This window comes from Vibrio sp. Vb1554, assembly GCF_033344235.1.
Genome location: NZ_JAWPOJ010000043.1, coordinates 1 through 23867, shown reverse-complemented (window position 1 = coordinate 23867; position 23867 = coordinate 1). Strand labels below are relative to the sequence as shown.

The following is a 23867-nucleotide window of genomic DNA, read 5'->3' as shown; positions in this document are numbered from 1 at the left end:
GGCAGAATTAAGAGAGTTGGAAGCAATGACGTTATCAGAACAACAAACAACACAAATGACCGCTGCTGACTTAGATGTGATCACTATTGTCATCAATGACCAGTCACATCAAGTTGCCAGTGAGTCGAATCTACAGCAAATCATTAGTCAATTTGCGCTGCCTGAAATTGGCTGTGTTTTTGCAATTAATAACAATGTTGTGCCGCGCAGTGAGTGGGCTAGCACAGTTCTTTCACAGGGAGATAGCATCTCTTTGTTTCAAGCGATCGCAGGGGGTTAAAGTCGATGCTTAAAATTGGTGATAAACAATTCGAATCAAGACTGTTTACGGGAACAGGGAAGTTTGCCAACAGCCGATTAATGGCAGAAGCGATTCAAGTATCGGGTTCTCAACTTGCGACTATGGCGTTGAAGCGTGTGGATGTGAACGACCAACAAGACGATATTTTGTTGCCGTTAGTACAAGCGGGTGTGAACTTATTGCCGAACACCTCAGGTGCAAAAAATGCTAAAGATGCTGTGTTTGCTGCACAACTGGCGCGAGAAGCGTTGGGTACTAACTGGCTAAAACTGGAAATTCATCCAGACCCGAAGTACTTAATGCCCGATCCAATTGAGACACTTGCAGCCGCTGAACAGCTGGTTCGTGAAGGCTTCATTGTCCTTCCTTACTGTCATGCTGACCCGGTTCTGTGTAAACGATTGGAAGAAGTAGGCTGTGCTGCGGTCATGCCATTAGGTGCGCCGATTGGTTCCAACAAAGGGATAGTTTCTCACGATTTCCTAGAGATCATCATCGACCAAGCCAATGTTCCTGTCATTGTTGATGCGGGTATTGGTGCTCCTTCACATGCCGCGCGTGCGATGGAAATGGGCGCGGATGCCGTTCTCGTTAATACTGCGATTGCAGCTTCGAGCGATCCTGTTGCGATGGCGAAGGCATTTAAGTTGGCGGTAGAGTCGGGGCGTATGGCTTATGAAGCCGGACTTGCTGGTAAGGTTTCTCATGCGGTTGCGTCGAGTCCACTGACGTCATTCCTAGATGAGCTTTAGCCCTAGATTGATTTAGCTAATAAGCGAGGAAAACATGAGCTTCGTTGAACAATTTAAGCAGCTTAATTGGGATGACATTTCGATGTCGATCTATGCGAAAACGGCAAAAGACGTCGAGCGAGCATTGAATAAACCCAAGCGTGATTTGGAAGACTTTAAAGCGCTAATTTCACCAGCGGCTGAAGCGTACTTAGAGCAAATGGCGCAGTTGTCATACTCGGCAACTCGCAAGCGTTTTGGCAATACCATGTCGCTTTATATTCCATTGTACCTTTCTAACTTGTGCGCCAATGCTTGTACTTATTGTGGCTTCTCGATGGAGAACAGAATCAAACGTCGTACCTTGAATCGGGACGAAGTGGTTGCAGAGGTCGAAGCAATCAAGCGCATGAAGTTTGATAGCGTATTGCTGGTGACTGGCGAACACGAAACCAAAGTGGGCATGAAATACTTCCGCGAAATGGTGCCGATGATTAAGCAACGTTTTAACTATTTAGCGATGGAAGTACAGCCACTTGATCAAGACGAATACGCTGAGCTCAAGACATTGGGTTTAGATGCGGTCATGGTCTATCAAGAAACGTATCACCCTTCGACTTACGCCGAGCACCATTTGCGTGGCAATAAGATGGATTTCGAATACCGATTGGATACACCCGATCGTCTTGCAAAATCGGGCATCGATAAGATCGGTATTGGCGCATTGATAGGGTTGGAAGAGTGGCGTACCGACTGCTTTTATGTGGCAGCGCACTTGGACTATCTTGAGCGCACGTATTGGCAGACTCGTTACTCAATTTCTTTCCCACGTTTACGTCCTTGTGAGGGCGCGCTACAACCCAAATCAGTCATGACGGATAAGCAACTTGTTCAGCTGATTTGCGCTTATCGTTTGTTGAATCCAGAAGTGGAGTTGTCATTATCGACTCGTGAATCACCAAAGTTCAGAGACAATGCATTACCGTTAGGTATCACCAGTATGTCTGCTGCATCTAAAACTCAGCCGGGTGGTTATGCGATGGATGATGTTGAACTCGAGCAGTTTGAGATCAGTGATGAGCGAAGTGCTGCTTCTGTGGAAGATATGATTCGAGCCAAAGGCTTTGATCCTGTATGGCGAGATTGGCACTCGGCGTATTCTGGTTAAGTAGCAAAGAAAGCCACTGGTCATCGTTATGTTTCACGTGAAACATAGGCAAAAAAAGAGGGTTGATGCAAAACATCAACCCTCTACTTTTTTCTAGCTTCTAGCTTCTAGCTTCTAGCTTCTAGCTTCTAGCTTCTAGCTTCTAGCTTCTAGCTTCTAGCTGTGTGCTACTGGTAGCGTTGCTTGACGAAGCCACTCTTTCACATCACCCTCAACAAGTGGGCTGATCTCATCCCATACCTTCTGATGGTAATCATTCAACCAAGCAAGCTCTGGACGAGTTAGCATATCAACGTTGATATTGCGCTTGTCGATTGGACAGCGTGTTAGCGACTCAAATGATAGAACAGGGAAGTCACCGTTAGTTGGGGTTTCAACAACAAGCTCTAGGTTCTCGATACGGATACCAAACGCATCCGCACGGTAGTAACCTGGCTCGTTGGATAGCACCATACCTTCTGTTAGAGGCACGTCGATTTGCTTCTTCGAAATGCTCGCCGGACCTTCATGAACACTTAGGAAGTGACCGACACCGTGACCAGTACCGTGATCGTAATCGTAGCCCTCCGCCCACAGGTGCTGACGAGCTAGCGTATCGATTTGGTAACCACGTGTGCCTTTCGGGAAACGTGCACGTGCAACACCGATGTGGCCTTTTAGCGCGAGAGTGAATTGTTTAATCATCTCTTGTGAAGGCTGACCGATCGCGATGGTACGCGTAATGTCTGTCGTGCCATCTAGGTACTGACCGCCTGAATCCACTAGGTAAAGTGTGTTCAGTTCTAGCTTGCCAGGTTCAGGTTGGTTCTCGTGATTATAGTGACACATCGCCGCGTTGCCACCTGCTGCCGAGATAGTATCGAAGCTAAGATCCATAAGTGTCGGGTCTTCGCTACGGAACGCTTCCAGTTTGTCTGCCAGCGTCGCTTCATCATGCAGGTTACCCGCAACGACTTCAGCATCTAACCAAGATAGGAACTTACTCATCGCTACGCCATCACGGATATGACATGCTTTCATGCCTGCGATTTCAACTGAGTTCTTCGCCGCTTTTGGCATTAGGCATGGGTCAGCTTTACTCACCACAGATGCGCCTGCGTTTTGAAGCACCAGCTTAAACCACGCGTTACTTGTCGCAGGGTCAACCAGTACATTCTTGCCAGTTAGGTTTTCTAGTCGTGCTTGCAATGCTTCTGGGTGATGAACCGTCACGCCGGCACCAACATGAGCGTCAAACTCAGCAGGTAGGCGAGCAGGATCTAGGAAGTATTCCACGCTTGAGTCTGAGTGCAGAATCGCGTGAGAAAGCAGAACTGGTAGACGTGATACATCAAGACCACGAACGTTGAGTAACCAACAGATAGAATCAAGTGCTGTGATCACTGCGCTGTCTGCACCGGCTTTTTTCACGAGCTCTGCGATTTCTTGGCGTTTGCTTTCACTTGACTGACCAACTGCTTCTGTTGCCATTAGGCGAACATCAGAAACCACAGGAGCAGGGCGGTCGTGCCACAGTTCATCAATTGGGTTGCTATCGAGAATCTTAAGCTCAAGTGCGCCAGCAAGTTTTGCTTGTGCCATGTCTAGCCAAGCAGCGTTGTGCATGCGAGGGTCGATTGCCACAGACGCGCCATTTGCAAGATGGTCTTTAATCCAATCTAGTGCAGGCTCTTCAATCAAGTGACGGTATTCGAATAGATCAGCAGGAACCTGCTTTGTTACTTGTACTGTGTAGCGACCATCAACAAAGATAGCGGCTTTGTCTTTGGTGATTACCGCAGCACCAGCAGAACCAGTAAAGCCAGTTAGCCAATGTAAACGCTCGTTGTGCGCTGGTACGTATTCACCCAAGTACTCGTCTTCATGAGGGACAAGTAGGGCATCAATATTATGTTGTGCTAGCCATTCGCGAATTGCATTCACGCGGCTTTGGGTATCGTTGTGCATCTGTGTTATTCCTTCAAATTACCGCTCCTTCATGCTCAGGTGTGGGAGCTGTTTCCATCTGCTTCATGCAGTTTACGATTCCATTGAGGTTCGCAATCACTTCAATAGAGTCGGAGTACAACTAGGCCATAGATGAGCCAAAAAGGACTACGACAGTTAAGCTACTCATTTTAGCCGCTAAGCGCAAATTGAGTGCGGTGTTTTTATCTAAGGTGATCGGTTTTTTGTGTGATCATCGTACGTAGCCAGCCTAATGCAGGGTCGTTTTCTCTATCTCGGTGCCAGAATAAAGTGTAAGCCATAGGTGGGAATTCTAACGGTAGTGGCAGCACGACCAAATCAAGCTGTTTGGCCGCAAGTTGCACAAAATGACTTGGCGCAGTAAAGATAAAGTCGGTGTATGAACATAAACTTGCGGCACTGTTAAAGTCGGGCACGGTGACGGCAATATCGCGGTCGGCGCCAATATCTGCAAGGCGATAATCCAGCAACCAACGGTCGTTGCCATCACAACGTACTTGTACATGGCGTAGGGCGAGATAGGCTTCCAGATTCCAAGGTTGTTTTAGCGCAGGGTGGTTTTTGCGAATGATGCACATTTGGTAATCACGATAAATTTCCAACTCGCAAATGTCATCGGGTGGTTGAAGAGTCAGCTTGGCATCGTTTATATCGATATCTTTTCCAGTTAAGCCTAAATCCAGTTCGCCGCGTTGAAGCATTTTAAATGTATTATCCGACCACGGGTGTGTGCTAATTGTCACGCCAGGTGCTTGTTGAAAAATCGCCGGTAAGAAATGGGGTAGAATGAGAGGGTAGACACTCTCTACCGCTGCTATTTGAAAACGGTATTCGCTGCTTTGCGGAGAAAACTCTTCGGGTTGAGTCAGCACTTCTAACTGATTTATCAACAGATCCAGTTTCGGTTTAAGAAACAATGCGCGCGGCGTAGGTGTTAATCCATGTGAGTTTCGAGTGAAAAGCGGGTCATCAAATTGAATGCGCAGTTTAGCCAGTGATTTACTTACGGCGGATTGGCTTAAGCACAATCGGTGGGCCGCACGAGTAACGTTTAACTCTTCAATCAGCACTTTAAAGCAGACCAATAGATTTAAATCGATACGAGCCAGTTTTTCGACGTTCACAGTGAATTTCCTCTGAGGAATAATGCTCATGATTATACATCATTTCCATTCATATCATCAGATGATTAAGCTTTACCCAAAGTTCTTTATCCAATTCGGAGTGTTGTGTGTCTAGCCAGTTTTCTAATAGTAAAAAACAGATGGCGTTATTGACCCTTTTGGTTCTTTTCAGTCCTTTAGCGATTGATATTTATCTACCTGCTTTACCTCTTATTGCTTCCACTTTTCAGGTCGATAATGCGCTAGCACAAGACACGATCACTTGGTTCTTATTTGCTATGGGTGTTGGTCAGCTATTCGCAGGTCCCCTAGCAGATAAACTCGGACGTCGAACTGTTGCACTGGGCGGTATCACCATTTACGCGATGAGCGCTTTATTGGCGTGGAGTGCTCAAAATATTGAGTGGATGTTGGTTTCCCGACTGCTACAAGGCTTAGGTGCGTGTGCGACATCGGTAGCAGCCTTTGCAACAGTTCGCGATATCTTTGGCCCGGAAAAAAGCGGCAAAATGATCAGCTACCTTAACGGTGCGATTTGTTTCATTCCGGCTTTAGCTCCAATTCTAGGTAGCTGGTTAACTCAGCAATTTGACTGGCGTGCTAACTTTAGCTTTATGGCGGGTTTTGCTGTGGTGTCTGGATCATTAATGTTTTTCATGATGAAAGAGACTAACCCGTCAACAGAAAAGCAAGCCGTGTTTAAGCTTAGTCGGTATTGGGCAGTGCTTAGCACACCATCTTTTGTTTTCCATGCGTCATTATGCTTGATGGCGATGGCGGTTATTCTTGCTTACGTTACCTCAGCACCGTCGGTATTGATGACGGGGATGGGGCTGTCGATGAATGAATTCACTTTCTGGTTTGGTGTAAATGCGGTGATAAACATTGCGGCATGTATGCTGGCGCCTAAGTTTATGGAGCGCGTTGGAACTCACAACACCTTGGTCACCGGGATCTCAACTCTGGGCCTCGCAGGTGTGATCATGCTAGTGATGAATGGTCAGAATACCGCGCTTTCTTTCATGCTACCTATCTTCATGTCTTCTGTAGGTTTTGCATTCATTCTGGGTGCAGCGGCAGGGAAAGCGTTAGAACCGTTTGGTGATAAGGCGGGCACGGCAGCTGCACTGCTTGGATTGTTCCAAATGAGTGGCTCTGGTTTGCTGGTGGGTACACTGCAACGCTTATCTCTGGATCCACAAACCTTGATCGCAATTCATATGTGGGTCCTATTACCTGCGTTGGTCGTTCTGTTTACAAAAGCAGGGAAGAACTGGCACTCGAGCTTTGCGAAAGCGTAAATCAGTGTAATTTAGTATTTTCCAATGTAAGTAAGGCGTGTATATTTGTCACTCAGACTTTTCCTGACACCATAACGGAACTCAAAAAGTAATGTCGTTAACCACGTATGAAATGGCTCGTATTCTAGAGCAAATGGAAGATTCACCAGAAAAGGTGATGTTTGGCAAGTTGCTTAATGAGCTGGGTAATCAAAGCTCCGAGCGTATTCGTAGTGCGGCTAAACAAGTACCTCTGCCAATTTTGCGTGATATCGTGTACCAATTTCAGCAAGTGATTGAGTCACGCAAAGATGAACAAGTCGAGCAGATGGCAAAAGACCTCGCTCAGCAAGGTATCTCAGCAGAAGAGCTACTGGCTTACTTGAATAAATAATAAAAAATCCCCGCATGATGCGGGGATTTTTTTAGCTCGTCATTTTCTTTTTCAGGATGTGGTCCAAAGACAGCGGTCCTGGCCCCCATACGATTATGATAAGAATCATCAATCCCCAAAGTTGGTGGTCATAAAAACCTTTCTCCCACAACAGTGGGTAAGAGATCACTGCGATGATGTTGAACACAAACAGCATTGCTGCCATCGGGCGGGTAATCAATCCTAGTGCCAAGAACACCGGTAGAACCAACTCCGCAGCCGTACCTAAATAAGCCGCCAATTCCCATGGCAAGATTGGCACTTGGTATTCCAGCTCAAATAAGTACAGCGTGCTATCCCAAGATGAGATTTTGATTAGTCCTGAATTGAAGAACACCCAAGCAACCCAAAAGCGGCAAAAGAGAAGTAGTAAAGGGACAAAGCCAGCTTGTAAGGTACTGATTAAATCGTCGTACCGATTCACTAAGTTTTTAACCGTATCCGTCATAGAGTGCTCCTTAGATTGATTGCAATGTAAAGCCGTCAACAATATCGAGTGCCATGATGCGATTGAGATGAGCGAGTAAAACTTCAGGTATTTCGCTCAAACTCTGCTTCTGCTCTAAACATTGCAGCAGTTGGAACACATCAGCATCGAGTGCGTGACACAAGGCTTCTCCATTGGCTTGAATCGAGATGACACCTTGCTGTAATTGGTTGATATTAAGTTGTTCGAATTGCCCAGTTTGAATCGCGCTAAATAGATCGAATACTGCGTAGTTGGAGTCAAAGCTGCGGCAGCCCTTTTTAAGGTGTAAGATTAAAGTGGGTTGTTGCTCTTCACTCACTTCGCCAAGTAACGCAAGCGGTTTTAATTCCGCTGCATTGGATTGCTCATACTGTGCTTGACGAGCTAGGTCGATATGCCACTCGAAGCGTGCGACTTCAGGGCTGTAAGGTGCTTGTGCGATCACCTGACTGAACTGCATGATGGTGTCTTGAAAGCCTTCGCCATAATGCACCACATTTCCTTCTTCTAATGGGTAAGAAAGAACATGCTGGCGAGCTATCTGTTCAAAGCATTCTTCACCAAGCAGCGCTTCAACCATCGGGTAGGTCGCGGATAATACCTCGCTTAAGCTGACGATAAAGTTATTGCGGTAAATTTGTATGCGTTCATCAGCGGTAAACTCATCACTGGCAATATCGCAGTCTTCACCGAGCGCTTGATAGTGCAGGGCTTTAGCAAACTGGCTTTGTAAGGTGGCTAGATTCATGATGCCTTCCTTGGTTCGCTTTGTTCACTTGGAAGTGTGCCTTGCAACAGCAGTTGCGATGCTTTCTGCGCTTCTCCTAATAAGACTTCTGGCGCGGGGATATCCAAATCCCATTCAATCAACGTATGACGTGGACCGTGTTTTTTTGTCCACTGTGAAAACAACTGCCAAACTTCATCGCTAACCGGGCGGCTATGGGTATCAATCCATATCTCACCTTTGTCGAGTTGTTTAATGGTAAAACCTGCCAAGTGAATCTCATCCACTTTGTCGGCTGGAATCGCATCTAGGTATGTGTCGCAATCAAAACCGTGGTTGAACGCCGAAACATAAACATTGTTTAAATCGAGCAATAAACGACAGTCAGTGCGCTTTTGCACTTCGGTAAGAAACTCCCATTCGCTGATGGTCGAATGTTGAAACTTCACATAACTAGATGGGTTCTCTATCAAGATCTCGCGTTGCAAATATTCCTGCACTTCATTCACGTTACGAGTGAACACGTTGAGCGCTTCTTCCGTATACGGAAGTGGAAGCAGGTCATTAAAGTAGTGACCGCCGTTTTCACTCCAACTTAAATGGTCAGAAACAAGAATTGGGTCGATTGAGTCAATCAGTGATTTAAGTTGCGCAAGATGCTTTTGACTAACACGTTCCACCGAGCCCAGCGACAAACCAATACCGTGGCAGCTAATTTGATATTGCTCGCGAAGCGTTTGTAGCTGATGGCGCTCTGCTGCATTGGGTTGGAAATAGTTTTCACTGTGGATTTCTAACCAAGACAACTCGGGTTGGTTTTGGCTAAAGTAATCGAGGTGAGGGGTTCTTAACCCAACTCCAACAAGGTCGTGGAAGGTGTGGTGTTTCACGTGAAACTCCTTTTCAAATCGTGCGGGAAGAGAAGGATGCGTCTTGGCTTTGCGTTGGTTGAGCGTCAACGCATCCTCACAATAGCTAGCGATAAAAGATTATGAAGAAGAAGTGCTACCGCCAGCGAGCTTGTCACAAAGACCTTTTGGTACGACTACGAATGCGTCTTTTTGGTTATCTTCTTTAGAAGTACCAGCGCATGAGCTGCTTTTTGTTGCACAGTCGTTTTTACCTGCTTTAGAAACGCCATAGCACTTTTCTTTTTCAGCAGCGACAGCTGGAGCTGCAGTTAGCATTGTGCCACCAAGAGCTAGAAGACCAGTAACAGCAGCAGTAACAGCTAGATTCGACTTTTTCATAATAAATTCCTCTGAATGATTTCCTTTACTTTAAGTTGGCAAGATGAATCGCCTGTTTTGGCGTTTTTGTTATCAACTTGCTTAACTTAAAAGATAGGAAACTGGCTAAAAAACTTTCAGAAAAATTTCTTAAGTAAATAGGTTTGTAGGGTCAAATAGGTATAACTAATTGATGTGTTGGGCAAAAAAACATCGATTTTTTTTATCAAGTTTTGTCTAAACAGCACCCGGTTGTTTAGGTTATAATCGGTTTTTATGTATAAATAACCAGTAGCTCTCATCATGATGGATCCATCTCTATTACTCGACGGTTTGAACGATAAACAACGTGAAGCCGTTGCAGCACCTCTAGAAAACTTGCTCGTTCTTGCTGGCGCAGGAAGTGGTAAGACACGCGTTCTTGTTCACCGTATCGCTTGGCTGATGTCGGTCGAGCAAGCTTCTCCGTTTTCAATTATGTCGGTAACCTTTACCAATAAGGCGGCGGCAGAGATGCGTGGACGTATCGAAGAGCTAATGATGGGCAGTGCAGGCGGTATGTGGAATGGTACTTTCCACGGCATTTGTCACCGTATTCTGCGTGCACACTATCTTGATGCGAAGCTACCGGAAGATTTCCAAATCATTGACAGTGACGACCAACAGCGTCTACTAAAGCGTTTGATTAAAGCGCAAAACCTCGATGAGAAGCAGTGGCCGGCACGTCAAGTGGCATGGTGGATTAACGGTAAGAAAGACGAAGGTCTGCGCCCGTCGCACATTGATGCGTACCATGATCCAGTAACCAAGACATATCTACAGTTGTACACCGCTTACCAAGAAGCGTGTGATCGTGCTGGTTTAGTCGATTTTGCGGAAATCTTGCTGCGCGCACATGAGCTACTGCGTGATAACAAGTTCGTCCGTGAACACTACCAAGCACGCTTTAAGCATATCTTGGTGGATGAGTTCCAAGATACCAACAACATTCAATATGCTTGGCTACGTATGATGGCGGGTCCTGAGTGTCACGTGATGATCGTAGGTGATGACGACCAGTCGATTTATGGTTGGCGTGGTGCAAAAGTCGAGAACATTGAGAAGTTTACGCTCGAATTCCCAAGCGTGAATACCATTCGTCTTGAGCAAAACTACCGTTCCACTAAGACCATTCTGGAAGCATCTAACACCCTGATTGCGAATAACACCGAGCGTATGGGTAAAGAGTTGTGGACGGATGGCGTGGTCGGTGAGCCTATCTCGGTTTACAGCGCTTACAACGAATTAGATGAAGCCCGTTTTGCGGTGAACAAAATCAAAGAGTGGCAAGACAAGGGCGGTGCTCTGAATGACGCTGCGATGCTTTACCGTAACAACGCCCAGTCGCGTGTTCTGGAAGAAGCGTTAATTCAAGCCGGTCTGCCTTATCGTATCTATGGCGGCATGCGATTCTTCGAACGTCAGGAAATCAAAGATGCCTTGAGCTACATGCGTCTGATTGCCAACCGTAACGATGATGCAGCGTTTGAACGTGTGGTGAATACGCCAACGCGTGGTTTGGGCGATAAGACGCTTGAAACCATCCGTTTTGCGGCTCGTGACCGTGGTTGCACCATGTGGGAAGCGAGTGTAGCTATGTTGGACGAGAAGGTGCTTGCTGGTCGCGCTGCTGGTGCTCTGAGCCGTTTTATCGAGCTTGTCACCGCGCTAGAAGACGACACCTTAGAGATGCCGCTGCATCACCAAACTGACCATGTAATTAAATACTCGGGCTTGTTCGCGATGTACGAGCAAGAGAAGGGCGAAAAGTCTAAGGCACGTATTGAGAACTTGGAGGAATTGGTGACCGCAACTCGCCAATTCGAGAAACCAGAAGAAGCCGAAGACATGTCACTGCTGACGGCATTCCTAACCCACGCAGCACTAGAAGCGGGCGAAGGACAAGCGGACGAATTTGAAGATGCGGTTCAGCTCATGACATTACACAGTGCGAAAGGTCTAGAGTTCCCATTGGTGTTTATGGTCGGTGTGGAAGAAGGCATGTTCCCAAGCCAAATGTCGGCAGAAGAAGCAGGGCGCCTAGAAGAAGAACGCCGTCTGTGTTACGTAGGCATGACCCGTGCAATGCAGAAACTGTACATCACTTATGCTGAAATGCGTCGTTTGTACGGTCAGGATAAATACCATAAACCGTCTCGCTTTATCCGTGAACTGCCAGAAACTTGTTTAGATGAAGTACGAATGAAGGCGCAAGTTAGCCGTCCTTCAAGCAGTGGTCGATTTAGCCAAACTGTTGTGAAAGAGAGCTTTAATGAAACCGGCTTTACGCTAGGTTCTCGTGTGATGCATCCAAAGTTTGGTGAAGGCACCATCATCAACTTCGAAGGCAGTGGTCCACAAAGCCGTGTACAGATTGCCTTTAACGGTGAAGGCATCAAATGGTTGGTAACTGCTTACGCACGACTAGAGAAACTGTAAGGCTTGACCAAAACTCATACCAATCGTAGTAAATAACTGGTCATTCTAGCTTGTTAAAATACTCGATAACTGCGTTGCAATTTTTGATTGTAGAATAACTACTTATCGAAAAATTGCGCCTTGTTCTCAAGCATTTTCCCTACGCTATTTCTGATCACTTATTTACTGTGATTGGTATCATCAACTTAAGAGCTGCTTCGGCGGCTCTTTTTGTTTGTGCGGTTTTGGCGTCGATAAAGCAGTAAAAAAATGGAATTCGAAAGCGCGATTTAACGGTGCAGATGAGAAAAACTTTAGGCAAAGAAAAACCCCGAGGGCTTGCGCCCATCGGGGTTATAGTCTTACTCGCAGCAATCCAGCTACTAAGAGTGCTCCATGCATCTAATCCATGATAGTGTGCTGAATCCGTCAGCTTAATCCTTACGTCGCCTTCCTAGCGGTGTCCTTAATGACCTTATCCTGGTCTGCTAACTATCCTCGTTAGCTCTCATCACTTGTTCCCTGAGCGGTGTCCCTGACATCATCCTGATGTTCAAATCCTTGCCTCGTCCAGAGGTGTCCATTTCCCGTCCTTAGTAGCAACCATCCTAGTCACTATTGATTCCGTTCAATGTCCAATTTTGCAATCCATGCCCGACTATTCATCCTGAATAACCGTTTCTTCTTCCTGAAGTTCACCAAGTCCGTGGTGTTTCCTGTTCCGTGTCAACATCCTTCCGACAGGTTTAATATTACGTGTTTAACGATTTCCAACAACGGGCTAATCTCACATTTTTTAACTCTCTTAGCGTTCAAAAAAGATACATGAGTATTAAATTCAATGGCTTATGCTATTTTCTGTACGGTTTTACCATTAAAAAAGAGAGGTTTGCTCAACCCTTTGTGAGAGATCTCGCACAAGGGGTCGAGCGAAAGACTCTTACTGCCCGATAGCGGCACCTTCACGTCTTGGATCCGCAGCGCCTTCAAGACCGTCTTTTGTTATTCGTATCGCATGCAGACCAGAGTTCAAATCCCGAACATCGGTTTTAAAGCCCATCTTCTCCAGAGCAGGCTGTAAGCCCTCTGCGGCGGTACCTTGCTCAATATCTAAGGTGCCAAAACGGTTCAGCAATCGTGGCTGATTAATCGCGCTTTGGATGTCCATATCCCATTGCGTGTGGGCGATAATGGCTTGTGCGACGTAACCAATAATGCGGCTACCACCCGGTGAGCCAATTGCCATGTAAGGTTTGTCATCCTTCATCATAATGGTTGGTGCCATGGATGAACGTGGGCGTTTTCCCGGTTCTAAGCGGTTCGCGATTGGCACACCATCTTGATGCGTGCGGAAAGAGAAATCGGTCAGTTCGTTATTGAGCAAGAAGCCGCGTACCATCAAGCGTGAGCCAAAGGCGTTCTCGATGGTTGTTGTCATTGAAACCACATTGCCTTGCTTATCGACGATATTGAAATGGCTGGTGGAAGGCAACTCGATCGATTGGTCCATGCTTAAGTCCATGGCGTGCGACCAAGGAGGGTTGCCGGCTTCAACCTTACTCAACGCTTTACCGACTTGGATCAGCTCAGCACGTTGTTTGAGATAATCTTTATCAAGCAAGCCTTCGGTTGGCATTGGCACATAATCTTGGTCAGCCATGTATTTACCACGATCCGCGAACGCAAGGCGCGATGCATCAGCGATCACTTGCCATGATTTTGCGCTTTCGGCTCCCCAACCTTTAAGATCGTATTGTTCGGTGATCGCGAGAATCTGTCCAACCGTCAATGCGCCAGAGCTAGGTGGTCCCATGCCGCAGATGTCATAGCTTTGGTAAGCCGCACAAACCGGTTCACGTTGCTTGATTTGGAACGCATCAAAGTCAGGTTGTGCCAATACGCCAGGGTTGCCCGGCGCATTTTGTACTGTCTTGATGATGTCTGTGGTGATATCGCCTTGATAGAAAGCTTTTGCCCCTTGCTCTGCAATTGCCGTCAGAGTTTGCGCGTATTCAGGGTTCTTCAACAATGTGCCTTCGGCTTTTGGTGAGCCATCTGGATTGAAGAAGTAAGCCTTAGTCGCAGGGAAGCGAGATAGGCGCTTGGCATCTTTTTCAATCAGACTCGCGAGGCGAGGACTAACTTCGAAACCTTGTTCAGCCAAGGTAATTACGGGTTGGATGATCTTTTTCCATTCCAACTTGCCGTATTTCTGGTGCGTGTCCCACAGCAGTTTCACTGTACCAGGAGTGGCAACGGAGCGCCCGCCGACAACCGCATCGTAAAATTGTAGGGGTTGTCCTTTTTCGTCTAAAAAGAGTTTCGGCGTCGCGGCGAGCGGTGCGGTTTCGCGTCCATCATACGTAGTCAGTTTTTGTTTCTCACTGTCCCAATACACTAAGAAGGCACCGCCACCAATACCTGATGATTGCGGCTCTACCAAGCCCAGCATCAATTGTACGGCAACCATGGCATCAATAGCATTGCCCCCTTGTGCAAGAACATCCGCCCCGGCTTGGGTTGCAAGTGGGTTGGCTGCTGTGACCATATAACCTTTGGCTTTGACCAATTGCTTTTGCTCGAAGCCAGTACTGTGCTCCGGTGCAACCGCATCTGCTGCTTGGTTAGCAAAGGCTGAGGTGGATAAGACGAGTGGGGAAGTAAGAAAAAGACCCGTGGTCACGAGTCGGTTGAACGTCCAATGCATGATGACTCTCCATGTTGCCAGTTTTGTGCTTTGAGCTTGGCAGTTATGGAGAGTCACGTCGAGTCAGCAATCTTAGAAATGTCGATTGTGCTACGCTTTTAAATCAGTACTTTATCCGATAAAAGTATTGATAGTTTGGTATAGAATACTGCCGCCCACTAGAGTAAATACCACGCCGCATAGACCGTCGATGTAGATACCCGCTTGTTGCAATTTACGCTGTAAGCGCTGTGTCGACAGCATCCATGCAAGGCTAGAGAACCAGAATAGCGACAAGCCAAACAGGATGACCAGTGCAATACCTTTGCCAGTAATCGACATACCTGCTGGGACTAAACTCGACATCAAACTGACAAAGAACACCAGGGCTTTTGGGTTAAGAATGTTGGTCGCAAACCCTTTAGCAAACGCTTGACGCTTATTGCTGATCACTAGGTTATTTTGCTTCTTAGGTTGATCCGTCAGTGGGTTTTGGATCATCGAGATCACGGCACGCAATGCGCCAATTCCTAAGTAGAGCAGGTAACTACCACCGAGCAGTTGTACCACGGAATACAGCACTGGGTGTTGGTGGACGACAAAACTCACACCTGTCAGGCTGAACAAAGAGTGTAGCAAGATACCGACGGACAATCCCAACGCAATGTACAAGCCAGTTTGACGACCATGACGCGTCGCATTTTGTACGACCAGCGCAAAGTCCGGACCTGGACTCATTAGGGCAATAAAGTGAATGCTGGCGAGTGTCAGCAATATGGTGGATTCATTCATAACACATCTCAAATTTAACCAATGCGGCTATTGTCGTGGTAAGTCACCTGTGGCGCTTGTAAAAAACTGACAGCTTTCTCGGTAAATGAAATTAACGAGCCACTTGAGAAGGGGAAACGCCGTAGGTCTGTTTAAACGCTTTGCTGAAATGCGCTTGATCGTAGAAACCGATCTGGTGGGCGACGTCGGTACCACATTGACCAGCTTGCAGTAACTTCATGCCTTGTTCAAGGCGCAGGCGTGCGAACCACGCATAAGGCGTCATGCCGGTTTGCGCTTTAAAGTGGCGCTGGAACTGAGTTGGGCTCAGTTGGCACAGCTCTGAAAGTGAATCCAAACGCACCGCTTGGTCAAGGTTAGCCATTAGATAATCTTTTAACGTCCCAAGCGATTGGTTTCCTAGCGGCACCACTTTTTGTCGCTCAAGCGATCCGTAGCGATCAAAAAGTTGGTTAAATCCTTCAAAAGGAAGGCAATCTTTAGTGAGTTGGCTGAGGTTTTCACGACGAAGTAGCCCGTGTAAGTTACTAAGTTGTGAAAATATCTGGGGATCCGAGATGATCAGTTCGTTGAAGTGTATTATTTGACCGTTTTGCTTAAGATCAGCCAGATCGCTCAATAGGTGAGGTTCGATCGCAAACACATTTACTTCGTAGCCACTCTCGAGCTTAGATTGCCCGTCGTGCAGCTCATCCGGCGGCATAATCACAATTTGCCCGTGACCAACTTGGTGGCTGTTACCTTGGTATTGGAACTTCTGCGCACCATGCGTGATCAGGCCGAGATGAAAATCCAGATGGTAATGCCTTTGAAAAGCAAATTTCTGGTATTTCGCCTCTATTAGACTCAAGTTGTCATGGTCGGTTGCGTAGTACTGAATATGTTCCATTAAATAAAAAAGCTTGGTCACATTATGACCAAGCTTATCTGGCAATTTCTAACTTGTCTTGTAAAAAACGATCACTGTGGCTGAACGATTCGGCGTGAGCGACGGTTATTACGTAATCCATCAAAGCTAAACACGACTAGTGCTCCCCAAATAAAGACGAAAGTGATCGCTTTATCCATGGTAAAGGGTTCGCCATACATCAATACTGCAAGTAAAAACATTAAGCTTGGGCCTATATATTGGAAAAAGCCCAAAGTCGATAATTTGAGTCTTGTTGCTGCACCCGTAAAGCACAGCAGTGGCAGGGTTGTTATAACCCCAGCTGCGATCAACAAACTATTTAACGTAAGTGGATTCGTAAGCATATTTGAGGTTGGTGTATCGGCAACAAAAAGCAAATAAACAGCGGCCACTGGCAGTAGAAGTAATGTCTCAATAAACAAGCCAGTTTTTGCATCGACACTGACTTTCTTTCTTAATAAGCCATAAAAGCCGAAGCTCATTGCTAACGCCATCGCAACAACGGGTACGGAGCCAAATACAATCAGTTGAACGAGTACGCCACAACCTGCCAATACAACCGCGAACCACTGTAATTTACGCAGTCGCTCACCAAGGAAGACCATCCCGAGTAAGACGTTGATCAGTGGATTAATGTAATAACCTAAGCTGGCGTCGAGCATATGATTCGAGTTTACCGCCCAAATGAAAATCAACCAATTGCCGCCAATTAACATGGAACTTGCGATCAGGTAAGCGATTTTCGTTTTGTCTTTCGCGATGTGGTAAGCCGAGCGCCAGTGACGGCCAAAATGGAGGAGTGCAGCAAGCAAAAAGAAAGACCATATCACTCGGTGGCTGAGAATTTCCAAAGGAGATACTTGTGCGATGGACTTAAAGTACATCGGCGCAATGCCCCACATGGTATACGCGCCAATCGCTAGCAAGATGCCTTGCCGCGCGCGTTGTTGTTCGTCTTCTGGTGTCATGAAGTGTCACCTAATTGTGTGTTTTATAGAGCAGAAAATCAGTATACGAGTCGTGATGCGAAACACCTAACAATTTGCGGTTTTATTCACCATGAAACCCCATTACAATGTGCCCTCACTTTGTGTGCCAGTGGTATGCATAAGCACCTCTTTTTTAAGACCCAATCTGAGACTTTTCATGACCTCGACCTTGTTAGCCGAACAATCTGATTCGCCTGTAACGCCTCAACGTGTGTTGGAGGATGTGTTTGGTTACCAAGAGTTCCGTGATGGTCAGCAGTTGGTGATTGACGCTGCGGTAGAAGGTCGCGACAGCTTAGTTATCCTGCCTACTGGTGGCGGTAAGTCGCTGTGTTATCAAATCCCTGCTTTGGTTCGCTCTGGCATTACTTTGGTCATTTCTCCGCTTATCTCGTTGATGAAGGACCAAGTGGACCAGCTTAAAGCCAACGGTGTAGCGGCTGAGTGCATTAACTCGACCATGCCTCGCGAAGAGCTGCTCAGCGTGTATAACCGCATGCACACTGGTCATCTTAAGTTGGTGTACGTCTCGCCAGAACGCGTATTGATGCGTGATTTCATTGAGCGCTTGGAAAACCTGCCGTTATCGATGATTGCTGTCGATGAAGCGCACTGTATTTCCCAGTGGGGACACGATTTTCGTCCAGAATACGCCGCGCTTGGTCAACTCAAGCAGCAGTTTTCCCATGTGCCATTTATGGCGCTGACGGCGACGGCGGATGACGCAACGCGTCGAGATATTCTTGAGCGTCTGCAACTGAATAATCCAGAGGTTTATCTAGGCAGCTTCGACCGTCCCAACATTCGCTACAACTTAGTTGAGAAGCACAAGCCGGTTTCGCAAATCGTTCGTTATCTTGAAACCCAAAAAGGTAATTGCGGCATCATCTATTGTGGTAGCCGTAAGAAAGTTGAGATGGTGACCGAGAAGCTGTGCAACAACCACATTCGTGCTGCTGGTTATCACGCAGGTATGGATGCCGATGAGCGCGCTTACGTTCAAGAAGCTTTCCAACGCGATGATATCCAAATCGTGGTGGCGACCGTGGCATTCGGTATGGGCATCAACAAACCAAACGTGCGCTTTGTGGTTCACTTTGATATCCCGCGCAATATCGAGTCCTACTATCAGGAAACCGGTCGTGCAGGGCGTGATGGTTTGCCTGCGGAAGCGATGATGTTGTATGACCCAGCGGACATCAGTTGGCTGCGTCGTATGTTGGATGAGAAAGACGATGGTCCACAGAAGCAGGTGGAAACCCACAAACTGAATGCGATGAGTGCCTTTGCTGAGGCGCAGACTTGTCGTCGTCAGGTGCTATTGAATTACTTTGGTGAGTATCGTGAGAAGCCATGTGGCAACTGTGATATTTGCTTAGATCCACCGAAACACTTTGATGCCACGGAAGAAGCGCGTAAGGCGTTGTCTTGTGTGTACCGAGTGAATCAGAGCTTTGGTATGGGCTACGTGGTGGAAGTGCTACGTGGCATGCAAAACATTCGTGTACGTGAAAACGGCCACGATAAGATTTCTACCTACGCGATAGGGCGCGACCACAGCCACGATTACTGGGTGAGTATCTTCCGTCAGTTAATCCACAAAGGGCTGCTGTTCCAAAACATCACGCGTAACTCAACGCTGCAACTTACCGAAGAAGCGCGTCCGCTGCTACGTGGCGATGTGACCCTAGAGTTAGCGGTTCCGCGTTTAGACACCGCAGCACGTGCGGCGAAGTCGGACAAACTGACCAGCAAGAACTACGACAAAAAGCTGTTTGCTAAGTTACGTAAGCTGCGTAAGTCGATTGCTGATGAAGATGGTTTGCCACCATACGTGGTCTTCAGTGACGCGACTCTGATTGATATGGCGGAAATTCTGCCAACGTCTTACGGCGAAATGCTTGCAGTCAGCGGTGTTGGTCAGCGCAAACTAGAGAAGTACGCCGATCCATTCCTCGATTTGATTCAAGAACACATTACTCACCACGGATAAGGAACCAAGATGCAAAAGGAATTTGGCTTAGCGGATTACATGGCACAAGAAGGGCGCTTAATCATTACCGCGCCGAGCTTTGACCTTGATAGCTTTCCTGCTTTAGGTGAGCGTTTAGTCGGCTTGCTTTCTGCTACTGTGGTGGAAAAACAGTGGGATGCGGACATTCACTCTTGGTTGATTGACTTTGAAGGTTGCCGACTGTTTATGAAAGCAGAGCATTACAGCGAAGCGATTTGGTTTGAAGCGTTAGCGATTGAAGAGAGCAGGGAAGAGTTGGATTATCTTGCAGGGTTGTTCCAGCGCGGCTTCTAAAAATAGAATTTTTCTAGAGAGGGTGTTTCACATGAAACACCCTTTTTTATGCTTAAACGTTTGCGTCAAACAGACGACTTGCGGCGAAAAGTGGTTAATGTATAATCGCCCACCGCTTCGCTCAGAAAGAGCCAAGCCAGTTTATTTTTCATTTTACATTGTTGGTAAGAGCCACTTTATTCAGTGACTCGATTTGGGTTCCCTCACCCCCAAACCAAACTAAAAAGGTATCGCATGAGTAACTTTACCCCTGCGCAGCAGCGCAACGCCCTTATCTATCTGGTTCTATTCCACCTAGTCATTATTGCATCTAGCAATTACCTAGTTCAGCTACCGTTTACTATCTTCGGTTTCCATACCACTTGGGGTGCATTCACTTTCCCATTTATCTTCTTAGCGACTGACTTAACTGTGCGTATTTTCGGTGCTCAGTTGGCACGTAAGATCATCTTCTTAGTGATGTTGCCTGCTTTGGCAGTGTCTTACTTCTTATCGGTGGTGTTCTTCGAAGGTCAATTCCAAGGTTTTGGCCACCTAGGGGAATTTAACTTATTCGTTGCTCGTATCGCGATTGCTAGCTTCATGGCGTACCTACTTGGTCAGATCATGGATGTGCATGTGTTCAACCGCCTACGTCAAATGAAGCAATGGTGGGTGGCACCAACGTGTTCAACGCTTTTCGGTAATGCACTTGATACCATCGCTTTCTTCGCCATTGCGTTCTACCAAAGCCCAGATCCATTTATGGCTGAGCATTGGACGGAAATCGCGCTGGTGGATTACGGCTTCAAACTGATTATTAGTCTTGGTTTGTTCGTTCCTATGTATGGCGTACTACTGAATTACCTAATTAAGAAGCTGACTGCGGTGAACCCTGACTTTAAGGTGACCACAAGCGTTCAGTCTTAATATCAGTGGGAACCCCGAAAGCCGCTTGCTCAAATCAAGCGGCTTTTTTGTGCCTGTTTACTTGGGGTTAGAGGGTTTTGTACAGCATGGGGAGTAATTAGATCATGGGTGTCCAAAAGCTCCCTAAGCTGTACAAAGGTAAAAATGGAGTAATAAAAAAGGTCCCGAGTGAGACCTTTTTATCGAAGTTACGGAACGTAGAGGAAGCTAGTTGGTGAAATGGCTAACGGAGCATCTTCTCAATCAAAATGGCTTTTTGCGCATCGAAGGCGCCAAGTTGCAGGCCGTTCTCCCAACTGATGCTTTGATTGAACATCGCCAGCATCAAACCGACACTGCGTTGATTGGCGTCCTGCCAGCAATCAGATTCGCTGTACTCTCCATCATTTATCGCGTTGCCATTAACGAGAATGGGCTCGAAACGCCATTTTTCGCCGACACGGTAGTAGCCTTTACTGGTTAAGGTCTGGTTGGATTGAATCGTTAAAATGTGCTCGATGCCCGGCTCACCGGTTAATTCAAATACAAATCTTAGCTGGTGGTCGCCACATTGCAGCTCAACGATCAGTTGGCCGTTTTCCTCAATCAGTGTTGACTGAGAGTAGTCTCCGAAGCAGTGCAGCAACCAAGAAATAGGGTGACTGGCTGTTTCAAGAAACCACTCTTTGAGTGTGAAGGTGCCCGGTAGGTTAACTTGGGTGATTAGATTGACCACACAAGGTTGGGTTTGCGAGGTGAGCCATTTCTCTATCGTCTTGGCGGTCTCTAGCTGAGCAAAGGCGTAATTAACCAATAGGTTGGAGTTCGGTTGCTGCCAGTGAGTGATGTCGGAATTCAATCCCACCAATGGCTTTTCACAAATCAGCTTGGTTGAACCTAACGTCTTTATGATCTCTGCATGAGTATGCGCAGGTGTCGCGATGGTCACGACATCGAGTTGTTTGAGTGCGCTGATGTTCGTTTCTGCCTTTAGGATTGCTTCCTCACTGCACGCTTGCTGAAGCGGTTCTATTTGGTTGGCGCATAACGTTGTGACCGATACACCATTGTTTCGATAGTGGGGAATGTGCGTGCGTCCCCAGTTGATGCCTATGATGCCAGCTTGTTTGATTTGCTCTGGCTTGTTGAAACGTTCACTCAATGGCGGCAAGGCAATTCGTTCATCTGTTAGACGTTGGTCATGGTGATAATCATTGCTTGGCAGCACTTGCCATGGCTTGTTGTAATGTTGCTTGAGTGCACAAACGAGTTCGTAGAAATTCCACTTATCCTTTAAGTTGCTATCAAGATGGTATAAACCGGCTTCGTTCCGCTCAATAAGCTGCAAAAAGGCGAGTGCAGTATCGTCCATATGAGAAGTCGCGGGATACCAAGCTGTGCTAGCGGTAATAACGCCGTACTCTTCATATTGGCGGTCGAGATGCGCCAACATGTTATTGCCTTCTGCTTGGTGATGGAGCTGCCAACCAATTCGAGCAACCATCGCATCTGGATTTGCTTGCCAGATTGCATCTTCACAACGAACTTTGTATTTGCCGTAATCATCTTGGGTGTTTCTTTCTTCAAAGATGCCATAAGGCCCGTTTTTTGTGGCATCAAATACCATTGCTGTGCTGACAAAGAGGTAAGGAATGTTGCGCTGTTTGCAGTGTTCACCGAGCCATGCTGCCCACTCTTCACTTCCCATCGCCATATGGCACACCGCATTGATGTAGTGTTGCTGCCAAAATTGTTCACTTTGCTCTGGATCATCTGGTGAGATTTGGTGGTGATTCCACTCCAATATGTTCCAGCCGCGTAGGTGAAACTGATGAGCGACTTTTGGGGCGAGGGTGCCAGTTAAGCCAGTCATTAAAACGGTTTTCATGATGGTGCATCTTGGTTGGCTAAATTGTGTTTATCAATAAAGCATGGCTGTTTTTCGATGTAGAGCGGAGAAGCTGAGATTTTTGCTGGGCAGCACGTTTTGTAGGGGAAGTAGAAGCAAAAAAGCCCAAGCGAACGCCTGGGCCTTAGTATTGTAAGGCAGTGATATTCGCTTATTTTGCTACGATATTTAATGGCCAGCCGATGTCTGTCTGACGGTTGGATTCAATTTCCAACTCAGCCGCAGTCAGTGGGTTTTTCTCTAGCCATTGCGCATCAATGTGTAACGTTAGATTGTCGCCTTCAACCGTTAGAGTCACATTTGGCTCTAGATCAGGATTGCGACGATGGCTGAGTAGAACCGCAAGACGCAACAGTCTCAATACTCGTTTGGCACTTGAGCCTGATAATGCATGCTGCTCAGGTAAAGAAGTGAGCTGTTCGCGATAGCGACGAGCCACTTCACCAATAAAGAACTTCTGTGCGCGCGTGTAACCAGGCAGATCCAAATTCTGCAGCAAGTAAGCACTATGCTCTCCGCCTTTTTTGAAATCGATAGTTAAACCAATTTCATGCAGTTTTGCGGCGGTCTCGAGTAATATCTTGCCCTGAGGCTCTGTAATCCACTCATCGCCCCCAGCTTGCTGTAAAAGCGTGTGTGCCAGAGTAGCGACTTGTTCGCCGTATTGGTGATCGAGCTGATAACGATTTTGTACGCTAGCGATAGTGCGGGCACGAATGTCTTCTTGACGAAGCTCTTCAACCATCTCATACACTAAGCCTTCGCGTAGTGCGCCGCCAGCCAGTGTCATAGCATCGATTTCAAGCAACTCAAAAACGGCAATCAAAATAGAGAGGCCACTAGGGAACACTAATGCACGTTCAAGTGTTAAGCCTTCAATATCGAGCTCTTCTAAATGGTCGGCCAACATGGCTTGCTTCTGTAGACGCTTGAGTTTGGAGTGAGTGATTACTTCGTCCATACCTTGCGCCAGCATTATCTCTTGCAATGCCTGAACAGTGCCTGATGCACCAACGCACACATCCCAACCAATTTCAGTATAACGTTCTAAAATCGGCTGGATGGTCTGTTTCGCTCCTTCAATTGCCGCGTCAAAGTTACGAGCATTCAATTGGCGATCTTTAAAGAAGTTTTCAAGCCAAGTCACGCAGCCCATTTTTAAGCTGGTCAGTGCTTTGGCTTCGAAACCTTCACCGATAATCAGTTCGGTACTTGCTCCACCGATATCGACTACAAGGCGACGACCACTACCGCCAGAGGTGTGAGCGACACCTTTATAGATAGTGGCAGCTTCTTCTTCACCAGTAATCACTTCGATAGGCTGGCCTAGAATTTGGTTAGCCTTTTCTAAAAACACATCTACATTGGTCGCGGTACGTAATGTTGCAGTACCGACGATGCGAATGTTTTGTTTAGGAATGTCCTGCAAGCGTTCCGCAAATAGACTTAAGCAGTCCCATCCTCGCTGCATAGCTTCCATACTAAGAGAATTATGTTC

General features: G+C 46.9%; 21 protein-coding genes. 9 read left to right on the top strand and 12 right to left on the bottom strand.

What is annotated here, in order from left to right; translation table 11 throughout:
* Nucleotides 1-25 precede the first annotated feature (25 nt).
* The 3 genes from thiS to thiH are packed head-to-tail and all read left to right on the top strand — an operon-like array spanning nt 26 to nt 2200.
* Nucleotides 26-280, top strand: a complete 255-nt coding sequence (thiS, locus tag R8N28_RS22110; protein ID WP_065274964.1) for a sulfur carrier protein ThiS — start codon at nt 26-28, stop codon at nt 278-280.
* A gap of 5 nt (nt 281-285) precedes the next feature.
* On the top strand, nt 286-1053 hold the full coding sequence (locus tag R8N28_RS22105; RefSeq protein WP_065274963.1) for a thiazole synthase: 768 nt from the start codon (nt 286-288) through the stop codon (nt 1051-1053).
* A gap of 34 nt (nt 1054-1087) precedes the next feature.
* Nucleotides 1088-2200, top strand: a complete 1113-nt coding sequence (gene thiH, locus R8N28_RS22100; protein WP_065274962.1) for a 2-iminoacetate synthase ThiH — start codon at nt 1088-1090, stop codon at nt 2198-2200.
* A gap of 156 nt (nt 2201-2356) precedes the next feature.
* Here thiH and R8N28_RS22095 read toward each other — a convergent pair whose 3' ends face one another.
* Nucleotides 2357-4147, bottom strand: coding sequence for an aminopeptidase P family protein (locus R8N28_RS22095; protein WP_065274961.1), 1791 nt, complete (start codon nt 4145-4147; stop codon nt 2357-2359).
* Nucleotides 4148-4350: 203 nt separating this feature from the next.
* Nucleotides 4351-5292 carry a LysR family transcriptional regulator gene (locus R8N28_RS22090; protein ID WP_005378791.1) on the bottom strand — a complete coding sequence of 314 codons (942 nt, stop codon included), beginning with the start codon at nt 5290-5292 and terminating at the stop codon, nt 4351-4353.
* A gap of 107 nt (nt 5293-5399) precedes the next feature.
* On the opposite strand from R8N28_RS22090, the gene R8N28_RS22085 reads away from it, so the two are divergent.
* Both R8N28_RS22085 and R8N28_RS22080 read left to right on the top strand, forming a co-directional pair.
* Nucleotides 5400-6593 (top strand): multidrug effflux MFS transporter, encoded by a 1194-nt coding sequence (locus R8N28_RS22085; RefSeq protein ID WP_005382927.1) that lies wholly within the window; start codon nt 5400-5402, stop codon nt 6591-6593.
* Between the two features lie 91 nt (nt 6594-6684).
* The gene (locus R8N28_RS22080; protein WP_005378786.1) at nt 6685-6966 is read left to right on the top strand and encodes a hypothetical protein; all 282 of its coding nucleotides are present in this window, start codon (nt 6685-6687) and stop codon (nt 6964-6966) included.
* Between the two features lie 31 nt (nt 6967-6997).
* Here R8N28_RS22080 and R8N28_RS22075 read toward each other — a convergent pair whose 3' ends face one another.
* The 4 genes from R8N28_RS22075 to R8N28_RS22060 all read right to left on the bottom strand — a co-directional run bounded on the left by R8N28_RS22075 (nt 6998) and on the right by R8N28_RS22060 (nt 9451).
* On the bottom strand, nt 6998-7453 hold the full coding sequence (locus R8N28_RS22075; RefSeq protein WP_047102549.1) for a DoxX family protein: 456 nt from the start codon (nt 7451-7453) through the stop codon (nt 6998-7000).
* Between the two features lie 10 nt (nt 7454-7463).
* Complete coding sequence (locus tag R8N28_RS22070; RefSeq protein ID WP_262635496.1) at nt 7464-8222, bottom strand: DNA-binding domain-containing protein; 759 nt, start codon at nt 8220-8222, stop codon at nt 7464-7466.
* Complete coding sequence (locus R8N28_RS22065) at nt 8219-9091, bottom strand: DUF692 domain-containing protein (protein ID WP_053350788.1); 873 nt, start codon at nt 9089-9091, stop codon at nt 8219-8221. The genes R8N28_RS22070 and R8N28_RS22065 overlap by 4 nt, the downstream gene beginning before the upstream one ends.
* Before the next feature lie 99 nt (nt 9092-9190).
* Nucleotides 9191-9451 (bottom strand): DUF2282 domain-containing protein, encoded by a 261-nt coding sequence (locus R8N28_RS22060; RefSeq protein WP_005378779.1) that lies wholly within the window; start codon nt 9449-9451, stop codon nt 9191-9193.
* Nucleotides 9452-9733: 282 nt separating this feature from the next.
* Here R8N28_RS22060 and uvrD point away from each other — a divergent pair, with 282 nt between their 5' ends.
* Nucleotides 9734-11908 (top strand): DNA helicase II, encoded by a 2175-nt coding sequence (gene uvrD, locus R8N28_RS22055; RefSeq protein WP_005378778.1) that lies wholly within the window; start codon nt 9734-9736, stop codon nt 11906-11908.
* 919 nt (nt 11909-12827) lie between these two features.
* Here uvrD and ggt read toward each other — a convergent pair.
* The 4 genes from ggt to rarD all read right to left on the bottom strand — a co-directional run bounded on the left by ggt (nt 12828) and on the right by rarD (nt 17243).
* Nucleotides 12828-14594, bottom strand: coding sequence for a gamma-glutamyltransferase (gene ggt, locus R8N28_RS22050; protein ID WP_262635497.1), 1767 nt, complete (start codon nt 14592-14594; stop codon nt 12828-12830).
* A gap of 111 nt (nt 14595-14705) precedes the next feature.
* Nucleotides 14706-15365 (bottom strand): LysE family translocator, encoded by a 660-nt coding sequence (locus R8N28_RS22045; protein WP_005378776.1) that lies wholly within the window; start codon nt 15363-15365, stop codon nt 14706-14708.
* A 91-nt stretch (nt 15366-15456) separates the two neighbouring features.
* Entirely contained in the window at nt 15457-16254 is a 798-nt protein-coding gene (locus tag R8N28_RS22040) for an AraC family transcriptional regulator (protein ID WP_005382915.1), read from the bottom strand.
* Nucleotides 16255-16325: 71 nt separating this feature from the next.
* Nucleotides 16326-17243 (bottom strand): EamA family transporter RarD, encoded by a 918-nt coding sequence (rarD, locus tag R8N28_RS22035; RefSeq protein WP_005382912.1) that lies wholly within the window; start codon nt 17241-17243, stop codon nt 16326-16328.
* Nucleotides 17244-17421: 178 nt separating this feature from the next.
* On the opposite strand from rarD, the gene recQ reads away from it, so the two are divergent.
* The 3 genes from recQ to R8N28_RS22020 all read left to right on the top strand — a co-directional run bounded on the left by recQ (nt 17422) and on the right by R8N28_RS22020 (nt 20481).
* The gene (gene recQ / locus R8N28_RS22030) at nt 17422-19257 is read left to right on the top strand and encodes an ATP-dependent DNA helicase RecQ (protein WP_005451195.1); all 1836 of its coding nucleotides are present in this window, start codon (nt 17422-17424) and stop codon (nt 19255-19257) included.
* 9 nt (nt 19258-19266) lie between these two features.
* Entirely contained in the window at nt 19267-19572 is a 306-nt protein-coding gene (locus R8N28_RS22025) for a DUF3630 family protein (protein ID WP_005378772.1), read from the top strand.
* Between the two features lie 234 nt (nt 19573-19806).
* Complete coding sequence (locus R8N28_RS22020; RefSeq protein WP_005378770.1) at nt 19807-20481, top strand: 7-cyano-7-deazaguanine/7-aminomethyl-7-deazaguanine transporter; 675 nt, start codon at nt 19807-19809, stop codon at nt 20479-20481.
* Nucleotides 20482-20704: 223 nt separating this feature from the next.
* On the opposite strand, the gene R8N28_RS22015 is transcribed toward R8N28_RS22020, so the two are convergent.
* Together R8N28_RS22015 and gppA are read right to left on the bottom strand one after the other, a co-directional pair.
* A complete protein-coding gene (locus tag R8N28_RS22015; RefSeq protein WP_065274957.1) occupies nt 20705-22348 on the bottom strand; it encodes a sugar nucleotide-binding protein in 1644 nt (547 codons plus the stop codon).
* Between the two features lie 172 nt (nt 22349-22520).
* The coding region (gene gppA / locus R8N28_RS22010) for a guanosine-5'-triphosphate,3'-diphosphate diphosphatase (protein ID WP_318183433.1) at nt 22521-23867 on the bottom strand (1347 nt) is incomplete at its 5' end.

What these genes read in the sequence shown, in the direction of transcription:
- thiS (WP_065274964.1), top strand. Translation starts at nt 26, where the DNA reads ATGACGTTATCAGAACAACAAACAACACAAATGACCGCTGCTGACTTA.
- R8N28_RS22105 (WP_065274963.1), top strand. Translation starts at nt 286, where the DNA reads ATGCTTAAAATTGGTGATAAACAATTCGAATCAAGACTGTTTACGGGA.
- thiH (WP_065274962.1), top strand. Translation starts at nt 1,088, where the DNA reads ATGAGCTTCGTTGAACAATTTAAGCAGCTTAATTGGGATGACATTTCG.
- R8N28_RS22095 (WP_065274961.1), bottom strand. Translation starts at nt 4,147, where the DNA reads ATGCACAACGATACCCAAAGCCGCGTGAATGCAATTCGCGAATGGCTA.
- R8N28_RS22080 (WP_005378786.1), top strand. Translation starts at nt 6,685, where the DNA reads ATGTCGTTAACCACGTATGAAATGGCTCGTATTCTAGAGCAAATGGAA.
- R8N28_RS22075 (WP_047102549.1), bottom strand. Translation starts at nt 7,453, where the DNA reads ATGACGGATACGGTTAAAAACTTAGTGAATCGGTACGACGATTTAATC.
- R8N28_RS22070 (WP_262635496.1), bottom strand. Translation starts at nt 8,222, where the DNA reads ATGAATCTAGCCACCTTACAAAGCCAGTTTGCTAAAGCCCTGCACTAT.
- R8N28_RS22060 (WP_005378779.1), bottom strand. Translation starts at nt 9,451, where the DNA reads ATGAAAAAGTCGAATCTAGCTGTTACTGCTGCTGTTACTGGTCTTCTA.
- uvrD (WP_005378778.1), top strand. Translation starts at nt 9,734, where the DNA reads ATGATGGATCCATCTCTATTACTCGACGGTTTGAACGATAAACAACGT.
- ggt (WP_262635497.1), bottom strand. Translation starts at nt 14,594, where the DNA reads ATGCATTGGACGTTCAACCGACTCGTGACCACGGGTCTTTTTCTTACT.
- R8N28_RS22045 (WP_005378776.1), bottom strand. Translation starts at nt 15,365, where the DNA reads ATGAATGAATCCACCATATTGCTGACACTCGCCAGCATTCACTTTATT.
- R8N28_RS22040 (WP_005382915.1), bottom strand. Translation starts at nt 16,254, where the DNA reads ATGGAACATATTCAGTACTACGCAACCGACCATGACAACTTGAGTCTA.
- rarD (WP_005382912.1), bottom strand. Translation starts at nt 17,243, where the DNA reads ATGACACCAGAAGACGAACAACAACGCGCGCGGCAAGGCATCTTGCTA.
- recQ (WP_005451195.1), top strand. Translation starts at nt 17,422, where the DNA reads ATGACCTCGACCTTGTTAGCCGAACAATCTGATTCGCCTGTAACGCCT.
- R8N28_RS22025 (WP_005378772.1), top strand. Translation starts at nt 19,267, where the DNA reads ATGCAAAAGGAATTTGGCTTAGCGGATTACATGGCACAAGAAGGGCGC.
- R8N28_RS22020 (WP_005378770.1), top strand. Translation starts at nt 19,807, where the DNA reads ATGAGTAACTTTACCCCTGCGCAGCAGCGCAACGCCCTTATCTATCTG.
- R8N28_RS22015 (WP_065274957.1), bottom strand. Translation starts at nt 22,348, where the DNA reads ATGAAAACCGTTTTAATGACTGGCTTAACTGGCACCCTCGCCCCAAAA.